General features: G+C 60.7%; 17 protein-coding genes. 6 read left to right on the forward strand and 11 right to left on the reverse strand.

Annotation, left to right across the window (positions count from 1 at the left end):
- The first annotated feature begins 149 nt into the window (after positions 1 to 149).
- Complete coding sequence (gene ubiG / locus AC1DM5_RS10745; RefSeq protein WP_477818069.1) at positions 150 to 896, forward strand: bifunctional 2-polyprenyl-6-hydroxyphenol methylase/3-demethylubiquinol 3-O-methyltransferase UbiG; 747 nt, start codon at positions 150 to 152, stop codon at positions 894 to 896.
- Positions 897 to 939: 43 nt separating this feature from the next.
- On the opposite strand, the gene AC1DM5_RS10750 is transcribed toward ubiG, so the two are convergent.
- From AC1DM5_RS10750 to AC1DM5_RS10765, 4 genes are read right to left on the reverse strand one after another with little or no spacing between them, the layout of a single operon-like run.
- Complete coding sequence (locus AC1DM5_RS10750) at positions 940 to 1,368, reverse strand: DUF1178 family protein (RefSeq protein ID WP_037101528.1); 429 nt, start codon at positions 1,366 to 1,368, stop codon at positions 940 to 942.
- Positions 1,365 to 2,222, reverse strand: a complete 858-nt coding sequence (locus tag AC1DM5_RS10755; RefSeq protein WP_477818068.1) for a carbon-nitrogen hydrolase family protein — start codon at positions 2,220 to 2,222, stop codon at positions 1,365 to 1,367. The genes AC1DM5_RS10750 and AC1DM5_RS10755 overlap by 4 nt, the downstream gene beginning before the upstream one ends.
- Before the next feature lie 9 nt (positions 2,223 to 2,231).
- A complete protein-coding gene (grxC, locus tag AC1DM5_RS10760) occupies positions 2,232 to 2,489 on the reverse strand; it encodes a glutaredoxin 3 (protein ID WP_477818389.1) in 258 nt (85 codons plus the stop codon).
- A 32-nt stretch (positions 2,490 to 2,521) separates the two neighbouring features.
- The gene (locus tag AC1DM5_RS10765; protein WP_477818067.1) at positions 2,522 to 3,283 is read right to left on the reverse strand and encodes a ComF family protein; all 762 of its coding nucleotides are present in this window, start codon (positions 3,281 to 3,283) and stop codon (positions 2,522 to 2,524) included.
- Between the two features lie 195 nt (positions 3,284 to 3,478).
- Here AC1DM5_RS10765 and AC1DM5_RS10770 point away from each other — a divergent pair, with 195 nt between their 5' ends.
- Positions 3,479 to 4,363: a methyltransferase domain-containing protein gene (locus tag AC1DM5_RS10770; RefSeq protein ID WP_477818066.1), complete on the forward strand. Its 885-nt coding sequence runs from the start codon at positions 3,479 to 3,481 to the stop codon at positions 4,361 to 4,363.
- A gap of 15 nt (positions 4,364 to 4,378) precedes the next feature.
- On the opposite strand, the gene AC1DM5_RS10775 is transcribed toward AC1DM5_RS10770, so the two are convergent.
- From AC1DM5_RS10775 to AC1DM5_RS10800, 6 genes are all read right to left on the reverse strand, one after another.
- Entirely contained in the window at positions 4,379 to 4,546 is a 168-nt protein-coding gene (locus AC1DM5_RS10775) for a Flp family type IVb pilin (protein WP_007825504.1), read from the reverse strand.
- 69 nt (positions 4,547 to 4,615) lie between these two features.
- Positions 4,616 to 4,954, reverse strand: coding sequence for a hypothetical protein (locus AC1DM5_RS10780; RefSeq protein WP_007825505.1), 339 nt, complete (start codon positions 4,952 to 4,954; stop codon positions 4,616 to 4,618).
- A gap of 126 nt (positions 4,955 to 5,080) precedes the next feature.
- Positions 5,081 to 5,494, reverse strand: coding sequence for an 8-oxo-dGTP diphosphatase MutT (gene mutT / locus AC1DM5_RS10785; protein WP_037101534.1), 414 nt, complete (start codon positions 5,492 to 5,494; stop codon positions 5,081 to 5,083).
- The gene (locus tag AC1DM5_RS10790) at positions 5,491 to 6,297 is read right to left on the reverse strand and encodes a GNAT family N-acetyltransferase (protein ID WP_477818065.1); all 807 of its coding nucleotides are present in this window, start codon (positions 6,295 to 6,297) and stop codon (positions 5,491 to 5,493) included. The genes mutT and AC1DM5_RS10790 overlap by 4 nt, the downstream gene beginning before the upstream one ends.
- A complete protein-coding gene (gene argJ, locus AC1DM5_RS10795) occupies positions 6,278 to 7,519 on the reverse strand; it encodes a bifunctional glutamate N-acetyltransferase/amino-acid acetyltransferase ArgJ (RefSeq protein WP_477818064.1) in 1,242 nt (413 codons plus the stop codon). Before argJ ends, AC1DM5_RS10790 begins: the two co-directional genes overlap by 20 nt.
- Positions 7,520 to 7,637: 118 nt before the next feature.
- The gene (locus AC1DM5_RS10800; RefSeq protein WP_477818063.1) at positions 7,638 to 8,516 is read right to left on the reverse strand and encodes a peptidylprolyl isomerase; all 879 of its coding nucleotides are present in this window, start codon (positions 8,514 to 8,516) and stop codon (positions 7,638 to 7,640) included.
- Positions 8,517 to 8,764: 248 nt separating this feature from the next.
- On the opposite strand from AC1DM5_RS10800, the gene secA reads away from it, so the two are divergent.
- The 3 genes from secA to AC1DM5_RS10815 all read left to right on the forward strand — a co-directional run bounded on the left by secA (position 8,765) and on the right by AC1DM5_RS10815 (position 14,333).
- Complete coding sequence (gene secA, locus AC1DM5_RS10805) at positions 8,765 to 11,482, forward strand: preprotein translocase subunit SecA (protein ID WP_477974969.1); 2,718 nt, start codon at positions 8,765 to 8,767, stop codon at positions 11,480 to 11,482.
- A gap of 157 nt (positions 11,483 to 11,639) precedes the next feature.
- A complete protein-coding gene (locus AC1DM5_RS10810) occupies positions 11,640 to 13,055 on the forward strand; it encodes an oligosaccharide flippase family protein (protein WP_477818061.1) in 1,416 nt (471 codons plus the stop codon).
- Complete coding sequence (locus tag AC1DM5_RS10815) at positions 13,056 to 14,333, forward strand: GNAT family N-acetyltransferase (protein WP_477818060.1); 1,278 nt, start codon at positions 13,056 to 13,058, stop codon at positions 14,331 to 14,333. It begins immediately after the preceding gene.
- On the opposite strand, the gene AC1DM5_RS10820 is transcribed toward AC1DM5_RS10815, so the two are convergent.
- On the reverse strand, positions 14,330 to 15,967 hold the full coding sequence (locus AC1DM5_RS10820; RefSeq protein ID WP_477818059.1) for an AMP-binding protein: 1,638 nt from the start codon (positions 15,965 to 15,967) through the stop codon (positions 14,330 to 14,332). The two genes, AC1DM5_RS10815 and AC1DM5_RS10820, sit on opposite strands and share 4 nt — an antisense overlap.
- A 223-nt stretch (positions 15,968 to 16,190) precedes the next feature.
- Between AC1DM5_RS10820 and AC1DM5_RS10825 the strand changes: the two genes are divergently transcribed.
- A complete protein-coding gene (locus AC1DM5_RS10825; protein WP_477818058.1) occupies positions 16,191 to 17,171 on the forward strand; it encodes an aldo/keto reductase in 981 nt (326 codons plus the stop codon).
- Positions 17,172 to 17,413 lie beyond the last annotated feature (242 nt).

A 17,413-nucleotide genomic window follows, 5' to 3' on the forward strand; every position in this document is an offset into this window, starting at 1 on the left:
CCGAAACCCCGCGAAGAAGCGGGGTTTTTTACTGCCTTCAGACTTGCTCTATTTTTACGGTCCTTGCCAAGCCTCCGGTGCGACCTGAGCGCCCTTGACTTATCGCCTCGATCGTCCGACTTCACTGATAGGACATTAAGGAGTGGCAGATGAACGAAGCGGCAAAGACCACCATCGACCAGAGCGAAGTCGATCGCTTTTCCGCCATGGCAGCCGAGTGGTGGAGCCCGACAGGCAAGTTCAAGCCGCTGCACAAGTTCAATCCTGTTCGCCTGGCCTATATTCGCGACAAGGCAGCAGAGAATTTTTCGCGCAGTCCGAAGAGTGCCAAGCCGCTTGAAGGCCTGCGCGTGCTCGATATCGGCTGCGGCGGCGGCCTCTTGTCCGAGCCGGTCGCCCGTATGGGCGCTGAAGTCGTTGGCGCCGATCCGTCGGAAAAGAATATCGGCATCGCCTCCACCCACGCCAAGGCATCCGGTGTTGCGGTCGACTATCGCGCCGTCACCGCCGAGCAGCTTGCCGAGGCAGGCGAGACCTTCGATATCGTGCTCAACATGGAAGTGGTGGAGCATGTGGCCGATGTCGAGCTTTTCATGAATACCTGCGCCAGCATGGTCAGGCCAGGCGGCCTGATGTTCGTCGCCACGATCAACCGTACCATGAAGGCGGCCGCACTTGCCATTTTCGCGGCCGAAACCGTCCTGCGCTGGCTGCCGCGCGGCACGCATCAGTATGAGAAGCTGGTACGCCCGGAAGAACTGGAAAAGCCGCTTGCCGCAAGCGGTCTCGAGATTGTCGACCGCACGGGCGTCTTCTTCAATCCGCTGGCAAATCAGTGGAACCTGTCGAAGGACATGGATGTGAATTACGTGCTGCTGGCAAAACGGCCAGCCTGATCACGCCACAGGCCAAAATTATAAAAGACCGGCCGCCCGCATATCAGTTCACGTCTTCGGGCAAGACCGGCAGGGCAGCGATCTCGATGCCTTCTTCCACCAGCGCCTCAGCTTCGTCGGGCGTTGCCTGGCCGATGATACCGCGGGCATCCGCCTCACCGTAATGGATTTTGCGAGCTTCCTCGGGAAATCGGGTTCCGACATCCTCGGAATTCGCCTTGATCGCGGCGACAGCTTCCTTGAGCTTCAGGAAGGCTTCGCGGCGGGCCGTATCCATCGCGACCGTCTGCATCTCTTCCTTCTTGCGCGCGGTCGAGACGGAGGGAGCCATGAGTGACTTGGAGATGGAAGCGGAATTGCAGACGGGGCAGGTCAGAAAGCCGCTTGCGACCTGCCGGTCAAAATCGGCGCCTTCAGAAAACCAGCCTTCGAATTCGTGGGCATTCTCACAAATAAGGGAATAGCGGATCAAGCTGCTACGCCTCCTGTAATTTCCCCCGCAATCCTCTCGATGGAAAACTCCCGACCGTTCTTAAGGTTCGGAATCTTGTCATGGGCGGCTTTCACAGCCGCCGGATCGATCTCCGCCAGAATGACCGCCTCGCCGGTCGGACCGGCTGATGCCAGGACCTTGCCCCAGGGATCGATGATCATCGAATGACCGAATGTCTCGCGTCCGTCTTCATGCAGGCCGGCCTGCGCTGCGGCGATGACGAAGACACCATTTTCAATGGCGCGCGCCCGCAGCAGGATTTCCCAATGCGCCTCGCCTGTCTGCTTCGTGAAAGCGGCCGGAACGGTCATCACTTCGGCACCGGCAACCGCCTGCGCTCGGAAAAGCTGCGGGAAACGCACGTCGTAACAGATGGTGAACCCCATCTCGGCAAACGGTAACGACAGAACGCGCGCTTCCGAACCCGGCCTGTAAGCTGCACTTTCGCGCCAGCTCTCGCCATTGTCGAGATCGACATCGAACATGTGGATCTTGTCGTAACGGTTCAGGATCTTGCCGTCAGGTCCGAAGAGGAAACCGCGATTGGCCATCTTACCATCGTCGAGCGCAATCGCCGTCGAGCCAACATGCATGAAGATACCGAGTTCGGCAGCAAGCGCCGAGCCGGTTTTAACGATGATGTCATTGCTCTCGTCGCACAGCACTTCCTTTGCCGCAGCGCGGTTACGCTGGAGCATGCCAGTCATTTCAGGCGTCTGCACGTAAGTTGCGCCCTTTGCAGCAACCTCTCGGACGAGGCGCGCCATCGAAGCCGCATTTCGCTCTGGATCGACACCGGAACACATCTGGATGGCGGCGGCTGTGAAGCTCATCGCTCTTCCTCACGGTGCCAGCAGCGGATCGAGCTTGCCTGCCCGATCGAGCGCGTAGAGATCGTCGCAACCGCCGACATGCGTGCTGCCGATGAAAATCTGTGGAAAGGTGGTGCGGCCGTTCGACTTGCCAAGCATTTCCTGGCGAAGCTCGGGCGAGAAGGTTGCGTCATGTTCGACATAGTCGACGCCCTTCCCTTCAAGAAGAGATTTGGCGCGTGCACAATAGCCGCAGAATTGACGCGTGTAGATGGCAACCGGTACCATGAAGGTCTCCAGACAGTGCTGTTTTCTTTCTGTCATATAGTTTCTGCAATAGCCCTTGCAAAGGTCAAAACCGTTATATCGGCAGCCCCCGCCTTGCGCAGCGCACGCGTTGCCGCACCAACTGTCGCCCCTGTCGTAAAGACGTCGTCGACAAGCACGATGCGTTTGCCGAAGACATCGCTTTCCCTGCCCGCGGCGACCGCAAAAGCGCCACGGACATTGTCCTCGCGCGCCCGTATACCAAGACCAACCTGCTGGCTGGTACGCTTCACACGCAGAAGCGTTTCGGGCAACAGCGGTTTTCCTGCAAGCCCCGCCAAATGTCGGGCAAGCTCCGCGGCCTGGTTGAATTTGCGCGAGACCATGCGGGTGCGATGAAGCGGAACCGGAATGACGGCATCGCAGCGTTCGACCATGCCGTCCGACGCGCGCAGCATCCAGCCGGCCATCATCGGCGCGAGATCGGTTCGATCCCGGTATTTGAGGCCGTGTACAAGAGTGCGAACGGCATGATCAAGGGTGGCTGCTGAACGCAGCCGATCGAAGGGCGGCGGATTGGCGATCGCCTCGGCGCTCAGGATGCCGGCCCCGAGATCATGGGAAAAGGGAAGGCCGAGCACCTCGCAATAGGGCCGCTCGATGAAGCGGACCTCGGACCAGCATTTGGCACAGAGCCCGCGATGACCGCCTGTCGAAATACCGCAAGCCGCACAGGACGGCGGATAGACAAGATCGGCAAGCATGGAAACGGGCCGCAGAAGCTGCGCGAATATCCGCCCCGTCTCACTTTTCATCTCGATCGTCCCCATATGAGGCAGACTAAAGCATGTCGTGCAAAACTGTGTAGCGGTTTTGCGATAACGACATGCGTAAAAAATGAAGACCTGAAGCGTGGCAAGCGGATCTCAAAGATCGCGACGCGCTAGCGTCTCGCGCGCCAAAGGAAAATCGCCTTGCCGCCTGCCGGATGGCGGAATATGGAAATCGCCATGGATATCATCTTCGACAAGGCGCAGATTGCCGCGAACCGTCGGCGCGCGCTCGCAAATAACGACCCGAAAGCGGGCTTCCTGCTCGATATCGCCGCCGAGGAACTGGCAGAGCGCCTGGCCGTCGTGGAGCGCAGCTTCGAACATGCGGTGGAACTGCACGGCACCACGGGCGCGGCCGCCCGTGCAGCGATCGCGACCGGCAAGGTCGGCAGCCTCACCCGCGTGGAAAGCGACTTTCACTATGTCGCGCCGGGCGAACCTTTTCTCGAAGCACCTCTCGAAGACGTGCCGCTCGCCCCCCAATCGGCCAATCTGGTAATTGCACCGCTCAACCTGCACCTGACCAACGACACACCCGGCGTCTTCATCCAGATCCGCCGCGCGTTGAAGCCGGACGGCCTGTTCCTGGCCGCCATTCCGGGCGCCGGTACGCTGCAGGAACTGCGCGAGGTGCTGCTCGCGACCGAGATCGAGATGACCGGCGGTGCAAGCCCGCGCGTCATCCCCTTCGCCGATGTCCGCGATGTGGGCGGTCTGCTGCAGCGCGCAGGCTTTGCGCTGCCCGTCATCGACGCGGAGAATTATACGGTACGCTATGATTCAATTTTTCCGCTGATGCGCGACCTGAGAGCGATGGGCATGGCCAATCCGCTGGTGGCCCGCAGCCGCAAGCCACTGTCGCGCGCCTTCTTCCTGCGCGCCGCTGAAATCTATACCGAGCGCTATTCGGACCCCGACGGCCGCATCCGTGCGACATTTTCAGTGATCTACGTGTCGGGATGGGCACCGCATGAAAGCCAGCAGCAGCCGCTGAAGCCAGGAACGGCCAAGGCGCGGCTTGCTGACGCACTGAAGGTGGAAGAGCAGAAGCTCAAGCAGTGAGGCCTAACGCATAGCTCAGTTGATCGTCAGGTTATTCTCGACGGTGTTGAACACGCCGCGCAGGCCATTGGTAAACACACCCAGGCCCCCAATGAGGGCAACCGCCATCAGCGCTGCAATCAATCCATATTCGATCGCCGTCGCACCGCTTCTGTCTGCCAGAAATTTCTTCAGCAAATTCATCAACCCAACCCTTCTGCGCGCAAAACAGCAATGAAATTCATGGCCCCCTGGGACGGGAGCTTCATTTCCTCAGCAGCCGGCGCCGACGCCGTAGCCCTGGACGACACAGACCGAACCAGGCGTATCCTGGAGCACGCTGCGGCGGATTGTATAGCGCTTGCCGTTCTCGCTCTTCGGGCCATTCTCGGTCTTCGGGATGGAGCCGGTGGTGATCGTGTCGAAATCCGCCGGCGCGCTGGCGAGCACGCTCTTCTTGGAAGAATCCGCCAGCATTGGCGTCAGGATAAGGGTCAGCGCCACTACGGCCGTACCGAAGAGAAGGGCAATATTGAGCGCCCCCGTCCTGCGTGAAGCAGACGAAGAAGCACGTTCCTTTTCGCGCACAGCTTTCCAGAAATCGTCGTCCATGACGTCAAGCCCTTAAATACACACACGCCAGTTGCTTGAGTGAGGCCGATCATTGCCAGAAGGTGCTAAATGATCGATTAATATCCACAGGCGAAATCAACGTTTCGCCTCAATAATCAGCAAAGGCTAAAGTAGATCCTGCAGTACAGGGATGAGCGGCTCGTCGGCCGGCGGCATCGGATAATCGCGCAGCGCCTGCGGGCGCACCCATTTGATTGCCTGGCCTTCACGGCCATGCGGAATGCCTTCATAGCGGCGGCAGACATAAAGCGGCATCAGCAGGTGGAACGTATCATAGCTGTGGCTGGCGAAGGTCAGCGGCGCAAGACACGCCACCTTCGTCGAAATACCGAGCTCTTCGTTCAGCTCACGCACCAGCGTTTCCTCCGGCGTCTCGCCGGGTTCGACCTTACCGCCGGGGAATTCCCACAGGCCGGCAAGAGACTTGCCTTCCGGCCTCTGTGCCAGAAGGATACGCCCGTCCGCATCGATCAGCGCACAGGCTGCGACCAGGAGCAGCTTCCTTCCGGCTTCGCTCATTCGCAGCGCTCCTGCCAATAGCAATAGTGATAGGCATCACGGAAGCCGAGACGCTCATAAAGAGCAATCGCCGGTGCGTTGGAGAGCTTCACCTGCAGCCAGGCGGTACGGGCGCTGCGCATCCGCGCCCAGCGCAGTGCCGAAGTCAGGATCTCGATGCCGAGCCCCTTGCGGCGATGGCTGTCAGCGACCGAAAGCGACATGATGCCCGCAAGATCGTTGTCCTGCACGCAAAGGACCGTTGCCAGCGAGCCGTGGACGGTATCCTCGATCATGAAAAGGCCGGATGGCGGCTTGATTGCCGAGATGATCTCGGCAAGCGCCGGTTTCAGAGAAAGCTGCGCCTGATCGACGGTGAGATTGGCATCGACGAACCGGCCGACATCGTGGGTCGGAAGATGATCGAGCGTATCGGGCAGATCGGCCTGCGAGAGATCGCAGACCATGACGGCCGTCTCATCGAAACGCTTCCATCCCTGTTCCCTGATCAGGTCGATCAGAACAGGCGAGGCAAGCGGCGTCTCACGCACGACGGCAGGACGGCCATAGGCCTCGAATTTGCGGCTTGCCTTCTCCAGCCTGATCTCGACATCGCGATGGTCGGAGGGATCGAGCGGCACAATGGAGTTCAGGCGGTTGGAGGGATGGCCCGCCGTCAGGCGAACCTGCCAGCTTCCGTCATATTGTACGGACGCGGCCGGCCAGGCGCGAAAGCCCACGGCTTCCAGCCGCCGGACCAGCGGCAGGTTCTGCTTCGGAAGGGATGCCTGCATCAACGAACGATCAGCTCCGGTAGTCGCCATTGATCGCAACATATTCCTTGGTGAGGTCGCAGGTCCAGACCGTAGCCTTGCCGGAGCCGAGGCCAATATCAACTTTGACAGGAATATCCTGCTTCTTCATCACGGCGGAGGCCGCATCCTCGGAATAGGAAGGATCGCGCTCGCCATTGACGGCAACGCGCACATCGCCGAACCAGATGGCGAGCCGGTCGCGATCGGCCATTTCACCGGCCTTGCCGACGGCCATGACAATACGGCCCCAATTGGCATCCTCGCCTGCGGCCGCCGTCTTGACCAGCGGCGAATTGGCGATGGAAAGGGCGATCGTCTTGGCAGCGGCATCGCTCTCGGCACCGGTCACGGTGATTTCGAGCATCTTCGTGGCGCCCTCGCCGTCGCGGGCGACCTGGATCGCCAGATCCTTGAGGAGTTCGTTGAGGGCTGCGCGGAATGCGCCGAGCTGCGGATCGTCCGCACTCGTGATGCGAGCCTGTCTGTCGGTTGCTGCGGCACCTGTCGCAAACAGCATCAGCGTATCCGAGGTCGAGGTGTCGCTGTCGACGGTCATGGAGTTGAAGCTCGGCTCGACACCGGCAGACAGCAGAGACTGCAGGGCGGAAGACGCGATATCGGCATCCGTGACGACGAAGGAAAGCATGGTCGCCATATCGGGCGCGATCATGCCGGCCCCCTTGGCGATTCCGTTGATCGTCACCTTCACGCCACCGATTTCGGCATTGCGGGTAGCAACCTTCGGATAGGTGTCGGTGGTCATGATGGCCTTGGCAGCTTCGAACCAGAAATCGCCTGTCGCATCGGCATGCATCTTGTCGAGCACACCGGCAAATTTGGTGGCGTCGAGCGGTTCGCCGATGACGCCGGTCGACGCAAGGAAGATTTCATTTTCGCCGCAGCCGACGGCAGCGGCGGCCGACTTTGCGGTGAGCTCGGTCGCAGCGCGGCCCTTCAGGCCGGTGAAGGCATTGGCATTGCCGGAATTGACGACGACGGCGCGTGCCGTGCCGTGCGGCAGGTTGGTCCGGCAAAAATCGACGGGTGCCGAGGGGCACTTCGACTTGGTGAAGACGCCGGCAACGGCAGCCGGGGCGTCGAATACCATCATCAGCACGTCCGTCCGGTTCTTGTACTTGATGCCCGCGGAAGCGGTCGCCATGCGCACGCCGCGAAGTGCGGGCAGCGAAGCAAAGGTTTTCGGGGCAAGCGGAGAAACGGTAGCGGACATGGAATTTGACCTGCCAATGAGCACTTCCAGCGAAATGGTAAACGGCTCGCCCTGTGGAAATGCGACAACAAACGATGATAGTGAAGGGCCCGGAAAAACCGGGCCCCAATGCTGATGATTACTGCTGCGGCGCAGGCGCCGGCGCGGCGCCCGGGTCAGGCTGCTTGTTGGCGTCTTCGTAACCCTTGCGGAGCGTTTCGTCCGTGATCTCGACCTTGGACGAAGCCTTCGCCTGGTTCAGCAGCGCAAGATATTTGTCGCGCATGACGAGCTGACGAACCTGATCCTTGACCTGGTCGAACGGCGGCGGCGGCGCGTCGCGCTTATCTTCGACCAAAATAACGTGATAACCGAAATCGGTCTTTACCGGGGTCTTGGAATAGGTACCCTTGTCGAGCGCGAAGGCTGCATCCTCGAATTCCTTGACCATGCGGCCACGGCTGAAATAGCCGAGGTCGCCGCCGTCATCCTTGTTCGGATCGGTGGACTTTTCCTTGGCGAGCGCAGCAAAGTCCTTGCCGGCGTCGAGCTGCTTGATGACGTCCTTGGCTTCGTCCTCGGTCTTGACGAGGATGTGGCGGGCGTGAACCTCTTCCTGCTTCGGCAGGGCAGAGACTTCCTTGTCGTAGCGAGCCTTTACATCGGCATCCGTAACAGTATCGACCACATGCTTCTTGAAGTAGGCGTTATGAAGCTCGCGGTCGGTGAGGTACTGCATGCGCTTCTTGAAGTCGTCCGACTGGTCGAGCTTCTCGGCGGTGGCATCGGCAGCAAGCAGCTTCACATCGATGGCGGCAGAGAGGGCGGCTACCTTCTTCTGGTCGTCAGGGAGCTGCGCAAGCTGCGGGTCGAGATTGGCCACAGCCAGATCGAGTTCCGACTGGTGGATTTCCAGATTGCCGACCTTGGCGACGACGGCATCATCGGCATAGGCCGGAGCCTGGAAGGCGACGAAGGCCGTAAACGCCAGCGCAGCAAGTTTGTTGGTGCTCAACATCAAATAACCCTTCACAATTATACCCGCCGGCTTCAGCTTTCGTGAATCCAGCCCGAAAACAGCCTTCAACACCGGAATGTGGCCTTTCTATATCAGCCAAATCCGTTGACATCATTTGCCCCCCCTCTTATCTGTCACGCAACCTCGCGTCCAGAACAGTTTCCTGGCGTTTTCAAGCGTGCGCCTGTTTTTCGGCTGGGCAGCGAATAAGAAACGTCGGGGAAGAATATTCAGAAAGGACCAGTCATATGGTCAGCTTTGGCGGTATTGCCCGCAAGTTATTTGGCTCAGCCAACGATCGCCGCGTGCGGTCCTTCCAGCCGAACGTCGCCGCAATCAACTCTATTGAAGAGAAGACCAAGGCGCTGACGGACGAGCAGCTTGCCGCGAAGACGGTGGAGTTCCGCGCGCTCCTCGCAGAAGGCAAAACGCTGGACGATATCCTGATCCCGGCCTTCGCGGTCGTGCGCGAAGCCTCCCGCCGCGTCCTCGGCATGCGACCTTTTGACGTACAGCTCGTCGGCGGCATGATCCTGCATTCCAACGCCATCGCCGAAATGAAGACCGGCGAAGGCAAGACGCTGGTCGCGACCCTGCCGGTCTATCTGAACGCGCTTGCCGGCAAGGGCGTGCATGTCGTCACCGTCAACGACTACCTCGCTCAGCGTGACGCGGCGACCATGGGCCGTCTTTACGGCTTCCTCGGCCTGACCACGGGCGTCATCGTCCACGGCCTTTCCGACGAGGAGCGCCGCGACGCCTATGCCTGCGACATCACCTACGCGACCAACAACGAACTCGGCTTCGATTATCTGCGCGATAATATGAAGTACGAGACGAACCAGATGGTCCAGCGCGGCCACAATTTCGCGATTGTCGACGAAGTGGACTCGATCCTCGTCGATGAAGCCCGCACGCCGCTCATCATCTCCGGCCCGCTCGACGACCGCTCCGACCTTTACAACACCATCGACACCTACATTCCGCTGCTGACGCCGGAAGATTACGAGATCGATGAAAAGCAACGTTCGGCGAACTTCTCCGAAATCGGCACCGAGAAGCTGGAAAACCTGCTGAAGCAGGCTGACCTCTTGAAGGGCGCATCGCTCTATGACATCGAGAATGTCGCAATCGTTCACCACATCAATAACGCGCTGAAGGCCCACAAGCTGTTCCAGCGCGACAAGGACTACATCGTCCGCAACGGCGAAATCGTCATCATCGACGAATTCACCGGCCGCATGATGCCAGGCCGCCGCTACTCGGAAGGTCAGCACCAGGCGCTGGAAGCCAAGGAAAAGGTGCAGATCCAGCCGGAAAACCAGACGCTGGCCTCGATCACCTTCCAGAACTACTTCCGTATGTACAACAAGCTTGCCGGCATGACCGGCACGGCCCAGACGGAAGCGGAAGAATTCGGCAACATCTACAATCTCGACGTTCTCGAGGTGCCGACCAACCTGCCGATCCTGCGTATCGACGAAGACGACGAGGTCTACCGGACCGTCGAGGAGAAGTACAAGGCGATCATCACCGAGATCCTGGACGCCCACAAGCGCGGCCAGCCGGTGCTCGTCGGCACGACCTCGATCGAGAAGTCGGAGTCTCTGGCCGAGCTGATGCGCAAGCAGGGCTTCTCCAACTTCCAGGTTCTGAACGCCCGCTATCACGAGCAGGAAGCCTATATCGTTTCCCAGGCTGGTGTGCCGGGCGCCGTGACGATCGCCACCAACATGGCCGGCCGCGGTACCGACATCCAGCTCGGCGGCAACCTCGACATGCGCATCGACCATGAGCTTGCCGAAGTCGAGCCAGGCCCGGAGCGCGACGCAAAGGTCGCGGCGATCCGCGAAGAAATCAGGGCGCTCAAGGAAARGGCGCTTGCGGCAGGCGGTCTCTACGTTGTCGCCACTGAGCGCCATGAAAGCCGCCGCATCGACAACCAGCTGCGCGGCCGTTCCGGCCGTCAGGGTGACCCCGGCCGCTCCAAGTTCTACCTGTCGCTTCAGGACGACCTGATGCGCATCTTCGGCTCCGACCGCATGGACAGCATGCTGCAGAAGCTGGGCCTCAAGGAGGGCGAGGCGATCGTCCATCCCTGGATCAACAAGGCTCTGGAACGCGCGCAGAAGAAGGTCGAAGCTCGCAACTTCGACATCCGCAAGAACCTTCTGAAGTACGACGACGTTCTGAACGACCAGCGCAAAGTCATCTTCGAACAGCGCGTCGAGATGATGGAAGCGCCGAACATTTCCGAGACCGTATCGGACATGCGTCGCGAAGTGGTCGACGATCTGGTCACGACCCACATTCCGGAACGCGCTTACGCCGAGCAGTGGGATGCCGTCGGCCTGAAGACACAGGCCGCCAACATCCTCAACCTTGATCTACCGATCGAGGACTGGGTGAAGGAGGAAGGCATTGGCGAAGACGATATCCGCGAACGCCTGACGGAAGCCACCAACGCCGCCTTCAACGAGAAGGTCGAGCGCTTCGGCCCCGATATCATGCACTATGTCGAGCGCCAGGTCGTCATGCAGACGCTCGATCATCTGTGGCGCGAGCACATCGTCAACCTCGACCATCTGCGTTCCGTCATCGGCTTCCGCGGTTACGCCCAGCGTGATCCGCTGCAGGAATACAAGTCGGAAGCCTTCGAACTCTTCCAGGCATTGCTCAACAATCTGCGCCAGGCCGTCACCGCACAGCTGATGCGCGTTGAACTCGTCCAGCAGGCTCCGCCGCAGCCGGAGCCGCCGATCATGCAGGCCCATCACCTCGACCCGACGACCGGCGAGGATGAATTTACGAACACGACCTATCAGGCGCTTGAAGTCACCGTCCCGCCGGAAAACCGCAACCCCGACGATCCTGCGACCTGGGGCAAGGTCGGCCGCAACGAGGCCTGCCCCTGCGGCTCGGGCAAGAAATACAAGCACTGCCACGGTGCTTTCGAACAGGTCTGAGAATGGCGCCTTCGGGCGCCATTTTTCTTGGTATTTCCGCCCAATTATGGATCACCGTGGCAGGCAATGCCGCCTCGTTGGGCATACCGTTTCTTAACTCTGATCTGGCAAGACTTGCCGGTGCGAATGCCCTGCCCCTAGAGTTTTGCGTGTTAAAATGGCGGTCATAGAAACAGCGGAAAAAATGCTGCCCGCGGGGCTGCGGCCGATCGCCGGCCGCGTGCTGCGCATGCTCGCCGCCGTGCTGACCGAACGGGGCGACAAGGCAGCCGCACAGCGCATGGCGTTGATCGCTTTTTCGATCCGCATCCTGAGCGCCGCTCTCGCCTTCCTGTCGCAGATCGTGCTCGCCCGGCTGATGGGCGAATATGAATACGGCATCTTCGTTTTCGTCTGGGTGCTGGTCGTCCTCTGCGGCGATCTTTCCTGCCTCGGTTTCCACACCGCGATCGTCCGCTTCCTGCCGCAGTATCGCGCTGCCGGCGCCTTCGCCGAAATCCGCGGCCTGACCGGCACCGCGCGCGTTTTCGCGCTGCTCTCGGGCACGACCGTTCTCATCGCCGGCATGTTCGGCCTGCATTTCCTCGGCGACAGGATCGAGAGCTATTATCTGGTGCCGATCTTCCTCGGCCTCATGGCCATGCCGATGATCGCGCTCGGCGACATCCTTGAAGGCACGTCGCGGGCCAATCATTGGCCCGTCATGGCGCTCAGCCCGGTCTATATTGTCAGGCCGATCCTCATCATCCTTTTCATGCTGACTGCGATCTTCTTCGGCGCACCGCACACGGCGGTCACCGCCATGCAGGCGGCGCTCGCGGCAACCTTCGTCACAGCACTCGGCCAATATGCCGCCACCCTCTATCGGATGCGCAAGCACTACGATGTCGGCCCCCGCAAGGTGGATTTCGTGGAGTGGCTGAGCGTTGCCTTCCCGATCTTCCTGATCGAGGGCGTGAGCTTCCTGCTGACCAATTCCGATGTCGTGATCGTCGGCATCTTCCTGGAGCCGCATGACGTCGCGATCTACTTTGCAGCGGCCAAGACCATGGCTCTGGTGCATTTCATCAATTTCTCGGTGAAAGCCGCCTCCGGCCCGCGCTTCTCCTCGATTATTGCCGAAGGCAACCGCGCTGATCTCGCGGCTGCGGCTATCGATGCTGCCCGCTGGACCTTCTGGCCTGCCCTCGCCGTCGGTCTCGCGGTCCTGGCGGCCGGGCATCTACTGCTGTCGCTTTTCGGCGACGCATTCACGGCCGGTTATATGCTGATGGCGATCCTGCTGGCCGGTATCCTCACCAAGGCGCTGGTCGGTCCCGCCGAGACGCTGCTGATGATGGCAGGCAAGCAGAACCTCTGCGTCGCCCTTTATGCTGGAGCGCTCGCCGCCAATGTCGGCCTCAATATCCTGCTGATCCCGCACTACGGCATCGTCGGCACGGCGATCGCCACGGCCTCCGCCATGGCCGTGGAAGCGATCCTGCTGCATGTCTTCGTGCGCCGAGCACTCGGCTTTACGCTTTTCGCCTTCGCAACCCCTTCCGCTGCAACGCCAGAAATGAGAGCCCGATAGATGGTGCGCATACCACCCATCACCGAGAGCACCGACAGCAACGCGAACCGCATGGTTCACGATCTTGCCGCGCTCAAGTTCGAAGCCCCGCAGGCTGAAGCACGGATCGAAATCGGCCGGCTGGGGCGCGAGCTCTGCCTTTACCCCGGTAAGCTGGGTTACGATCTGCAGGAAGAATTGGACTTCCTCTCCAACCGCGCGATGGAGCCGAATGTCTTCTTCAGCGGCCGTTTCCTGGCGCCTGCTATGCCGCGGCTGGAAGACCGGCAGGTCAATTTCGCGATCATCCGCGACGAGAATGAACATCGCAGCCGCATGCGCCTGCTCATGCCCTTCTCTGTCGACAAACCGGGTTTCGCCGTCGGCCCGTCGATCATCCGCGGCTGGGCAAACAGCTTCGGTCCGCTCGGCACCCCCTTGGTCGACGCCGAGGATGCGGCGGAGACGCTGGACAACCTCTTCGAAGGCCTGATCACGCCGGACCTCGGCTTGCCGGGTACGCTGGTGCTGCCGGACGTTCGGCTGAACGGCATCTTCGTGCGCATGGCAAAGGCCGTGGCGCTCAGCCGCAATCTGCCGCTGACCGTCGCCAATCCCTATGAGCGGCCGATGCTGCAGAGCGATGACGACGCCATGGTCTATCTCGGCCGGACCGTATCCTCCTCTCACCAGCGCGAGATGCGCCGCCAGTGGCGGCTGCTCGATGAGCTTGGCACGGTCGTTCACACCGTTGCCCGCCAACCGCGGGAGATTCACATGCGCTTCGAGGAATTCCTGGCGTTGGAGGCCGGCGGCTGGAAAGGCAAGCGCCGCAGCGCGCTGGTGACCGACCGCTATCACACCGCCTTCGCCCGCGAGGCCGTCTCCAATCTGGCGGAAGTCGATGCCGTGCGCATCCACACGATCGACATTAACGGCAAGGCGATCGCCGCCGTGGTCGTGCTGATGATGGGCGGCGAGGCCTACACCTGGAAGACCGCTTATGACGAAAACTACTCCCGCTATTCGCCGGGCAAGCTGTTGATGAGCGAATTGACCGAATGGCATCTCGACGATGCCAATGTCCTGCGCTCGGATTCCTGCGCCGTCTCCGATCATCCGATCATGAGCCGCTTCTGGCAGGAACGCGAGGAGATGGGCACGTTGGTGATCGGCCTCACCCAGAACGGCGACCGCGACATGCGACAGGTCGCGGCCCAGCTTCACATGTACCGCAGTACCCGCAACATGGCGAAGATGCTCCGTGAGAAGATCATGTCGCTTGCCGGCCGGGGTTAGTTTTCAGCTTCCGCCGCAGCCTTCTCCCGCAACAGCCGGCGGATGACCTTGCCTGTGGTTGTCAGCGGCAGCGCATCGACGAATTCCACCTCGCGCGGATATTCGTGCATCGAAAGCCGGGTTTTCACCCAGTCCCGGATTTCCGCTGCCAGCTCCGCACTCGGGCTGTAGCCCGGCGAAAGCACGATATAGGCCTTGACGATCTCCGTACGCAGCGCATCGGGCTTGCCGACGGCAGCGGCAAGCTGGACGGCCGGATGGCCTATGAGACAGTCCTCGATCTCCGCCGGCCCTATGCGGTAGCCGGACGAGGTGATCACGTCGTCGTCACGACCGGCAAAGGTAACGTAGCCCTCCGCATCCTGCCGGCCGATATCACCAGTCAGCATCCATCCCTTGGCGTACTTCCTGCTGGTCGCCTCGGGGTCGTTCCAGTAGCCGAGGAACATTACCGGATCGGGGCTGGCGATAGCGATCTGCCCCTGCTCGCCGACCGGCAGCTCGTCGCCCTCATCGCTGATGATCGCCACCCTGTGGCCGGGCGAAGCGCGCCCGATTGCACCGGCCTTCGTCACCCCGAAGGCAGCGCTCGAAGACAGCACGAAATTGCACTCCGTCTGCCCGTAAAATTCATTGACGGTAATGCCGAGCGTACGGCGCACCCACTCGTAGGTTTCGCGCCCTAGGGATTCACCTGCCGAACCGATGGTGCGCAGCACGAGATCGTATTTCGAGCGCGGCTCCTCGACGGATTTCAGGAGCCGGAGCGCCGTCGGCGGAATGAAGGCATTACGCACCCTCATCTCGGCCATGATGCGATAGGCCATGTCCGCATCGAATTTCTGTGCTGGCGAGGAAACAACAGGCACGCCGAGCAGCAGGCTCGGCAGCAGCGCATTGAGCAGCCCGCCGGCCCATGCCCAGTCGGACGGCGTCCAGACCTTGTCTCCCGCCTGCGGGAAACCCTCATGGGCAAACTGCATGCCGGGAATATGACCGGCGAGAACCCGGTGGCCATGCAGCGCGCCCTTCGGCGGCCCCGTCGTGCCCGACGTGAAGATCATCAGCGCTGGCTCGTCCGGGCCTGACTGCGCAATTTCGAAAGTGGAAGAATGTGCGGAAACCAGATCGGCAAAGCCGAGCGTGCTTGCGGAGGCCCCATCGACGCTGATGACATGTTTGACGTCAGGCAGTCGGTCGCGGATCTGGTTGATGCGCGCAAGCCCGAAACCATTGGTGACGACAGCCGTCGCACCCGCAGTCTTCAGCCGGTACTCCAGCGCCTCGACCCCGAAAAGCAACGCGAGCGGCAGCGCGACCGCGCCCATCTTGTAGATCGCCACATGCGAAATGACCGTCTCGAAGGATTGCGGCAGGAGCAGCGCCACACGATCGCCCTTACCGATACCAAGTGCTGAAAGCGCATTGGCGAAGGATGAGGAGCGGGCGGCAAGCTCGCCATAGGTCAACGACAGATGGTGGCTGTCGGGACTGAAATGTTCGAGACAGACGCGATCAGGATCACGCGCGGCCCAATCGTCGCAGACGGCGCGGCCGATATTGAAATCCTCTGATATCTGCCAGGAGAAATCGCGGTAGAGCGTGTCATATCGATCGCCGGGCGGCAGTTTCATGGGCATGATCCGGTAAAATGCTGCACCAGCTAACACCTTGCTCCGCGGATGCGCAAGCGGTGTAAGCCCCAATGATGAGGCGACAGTCCCGGCACGCATCACGCATTATTGCGCTGACTGCAGAACACATTCTCCGTTAGGCTTGCGGAGACTTCGGTGATTTCCGCGCTACATCATATGTATGCGCCCGGGGAGTCGCTGAAATTCATCACGGAGCACTTTCATGGAATATGTAAAACTCGGGAAGACCGGTCTCGAAGTCTCGAAGATTTGCCTTGGCTGCATGACATATGGCGATCCCAACCGCGGAAATCACGCCTGGAGCCTGCCGGAAGAGGAAAGCCGCGCGCTCCTCAAACAGGCGATCGATCTCGGCATCAATTTCCTCGATACGGCCAACACCTATTCCAATGGTTCCTCCGAGGAGATCGTCGGCCGCGCCATCAAGGATTTCACCAAGCGCGAGGATATCGTACTCGCGACCAAGGTCTTCAACCGCATGCGGCCCGGGCCGAATGGCGCCGGCCTGTCGCGCAAGGCGATCTTCGACGAAATAGACAACAGCCTGCGCCGCCTCGGCACTGATTACGTCGACCTCTACCAGATCCACCGCTGGGACTATACGACACCGATCGAGGAAACGCTGGAAGCTCTCCATGATGTCGTGAAATCAGGCAAGGCGCGTTATATCGGCGCTTCCTCCATGTATTCCTGGCAATTCGCCAAGGCGCTCTACACCTCGCGCCTCAATGGCTGGACGGAATTCGTCAGCATGCAGGACCACGTAAACCTGCTCTACCGCGAGGAAGAGCGCGAAATGCTGCCTTTCTGCGAGGACCAGAAGATCGCCGTCATTCCCTGGAGCCCGCTTGCCCGCGGCCGCCTGACCCGTGACTGGGATGAGAAGACCAACCGCAGTGAGACCGATGAATTCGGTAAGACGCTTTATAAGCAGGCCGAAGATGCCGATCGCAAGATCGTCGAGAAGGTTGCCGAAATCGCCAAGGCCCATGGCGTTTCCCGTGCGCAGGTCGCCACCGCCTGGATCCTGCAGAAGAGCGCCGTTACTGCCCCGATCATCGGCGCTTCCAAGGCGCAACACCTGACGGACGCCGTCGGCGCGCTGACGGTGAAACTCAGCGCCGATGATATCGCCGCACTCGAAGCACCCTACATCCCGCACAACGTCGCCGGCTTCAAATAAGCCGCTGAGTGACAGCCTCCCTCCGCCAATGTGGAGGGGCGCCCATTCCTTTCCCGATATCAGGACTTCCAGGCGGGTGCCCGCTGTGTGAGTTCGGCCGCGACCTATTGAAGCAGATCATGCCGCTCTGGCGCTGGGTGGCCGAAAACGTCGCCTCTTTCGAGGCCGCGCATGCGCGATCCAAGAAACCATCACAAGCCGGTCACAGTCGAGCCTTAGCGGTTTGCGGCAAACAGAGGACC

This window comes from Rhizobium sp. 01T437 (assembly GCF_056398505.1).

Bases quoted from the DNA above. Each gene is read 5' to 3' on its own strand.
- ubiG (WP_477818069.1), top strand. From the start codon at position 150: ATGAACGAAGCGGCAAAGACCACCATCGACCAGAGCGAAGTCGATCGC.
- AC1DM5_RS10755 (WP_477818068.1), bottom strand. From the start codon at position 2,222: ATGAGCTTCACAGCCGCCGCCATCCAGATGTGTTCCGGTGTCGATCCA.
- grxC (WP_477818389.1), bottom strand. From the start codon at position 2,489: ATGGTACCGGTTGCCATCTACACGCGTCAATTCTGCGGCTATTGTGCA.
- AC1DM5_RS10765 (WP_477818067.1), bottom strand. From the start codon at position 3,283: ATGAAAAGTGAGACGGGGCGGATATTCGCGCAGCTTCTGCGGCCCGTT.
- AC1DM5_RS10770 (WP_477818066.1), top strand. From the start codon at position 3,479: ATGGATATCATCTTCGACAAGGCGCAGATTGCCGCGAACCGTCGGCGC.
- AC1DM5_RS10775 (WP_007825504.1), bottom strand. From the start codon at position 4,546: ATGAATTTGCTGAAGAAATTTCTGGCAGACAGAAGCGGTGCGACGGCG.
- AC1DM5_RS10780 (WP_007825505.1), bottom strand. From the start codon at position 4,954: ATGGACGACGATTTCTGGAAAGCTGTGCGCGAAAAGGAACGTGCTTCT.
- mutT (WP_037101534.1), bottom strand. From the start codon at position 5,494: ATGAGCGAAGCCGGAAGGAAGCTGCTCCTGGTCGCAGCCTGTGCGCTG.
- AC1DM5_RS10790 (WP_477818065.1), bottom strand. From the start codon at position 6,297: ATGGCGACTACCGGAGCTGATCGTTCGTTGATGCAGGCATCCCTTCCG.
- argJ (WP_477818064.1), bottom strand. From the start codon at position 7,519: ATGTCCGCTACCGTTTCTCCGCTTGCCCCGAAAACCTTTGCTTCGCTG.
- AC1DM5_RS10800 (WP_477818063.1), bottom strand. From the start codon at position 8,516: ATGTTGAGCACCAACAAACTTGCTGCGCTGGCGTTTACGGCCTTCGTC.
- AC1DM5_RS10810 (WP_477818061.1), top strand. From the start codon at position 11,640: ATGGCGGTCATAGAAACAGCGGAAAAAATGCTGCCCGCGGGGCTGCGG.
- AC1DM5_RS10815 (WP_477818060.1), top strand. From the start codon at position 13,056: ATGGTGCGCATACCACCCATCACCGAGAGCACCGACAGCAACGCGAAC.
- AC1DM5_RS10820 (WP_477818059.1), bottom strand. From the start codon at position 15,967: ATGAAACTGCCGCCCGGCGATCGATATGACACGCTCTACCGCGATTTC.
- AC1DM5_RS10825 (WP_477818058.1), top strand. From the start codon at position 16,191: ATGGAATATGTAAAACTCGGGAAGACCGGTCTCGAAGTCTCGAAGATT.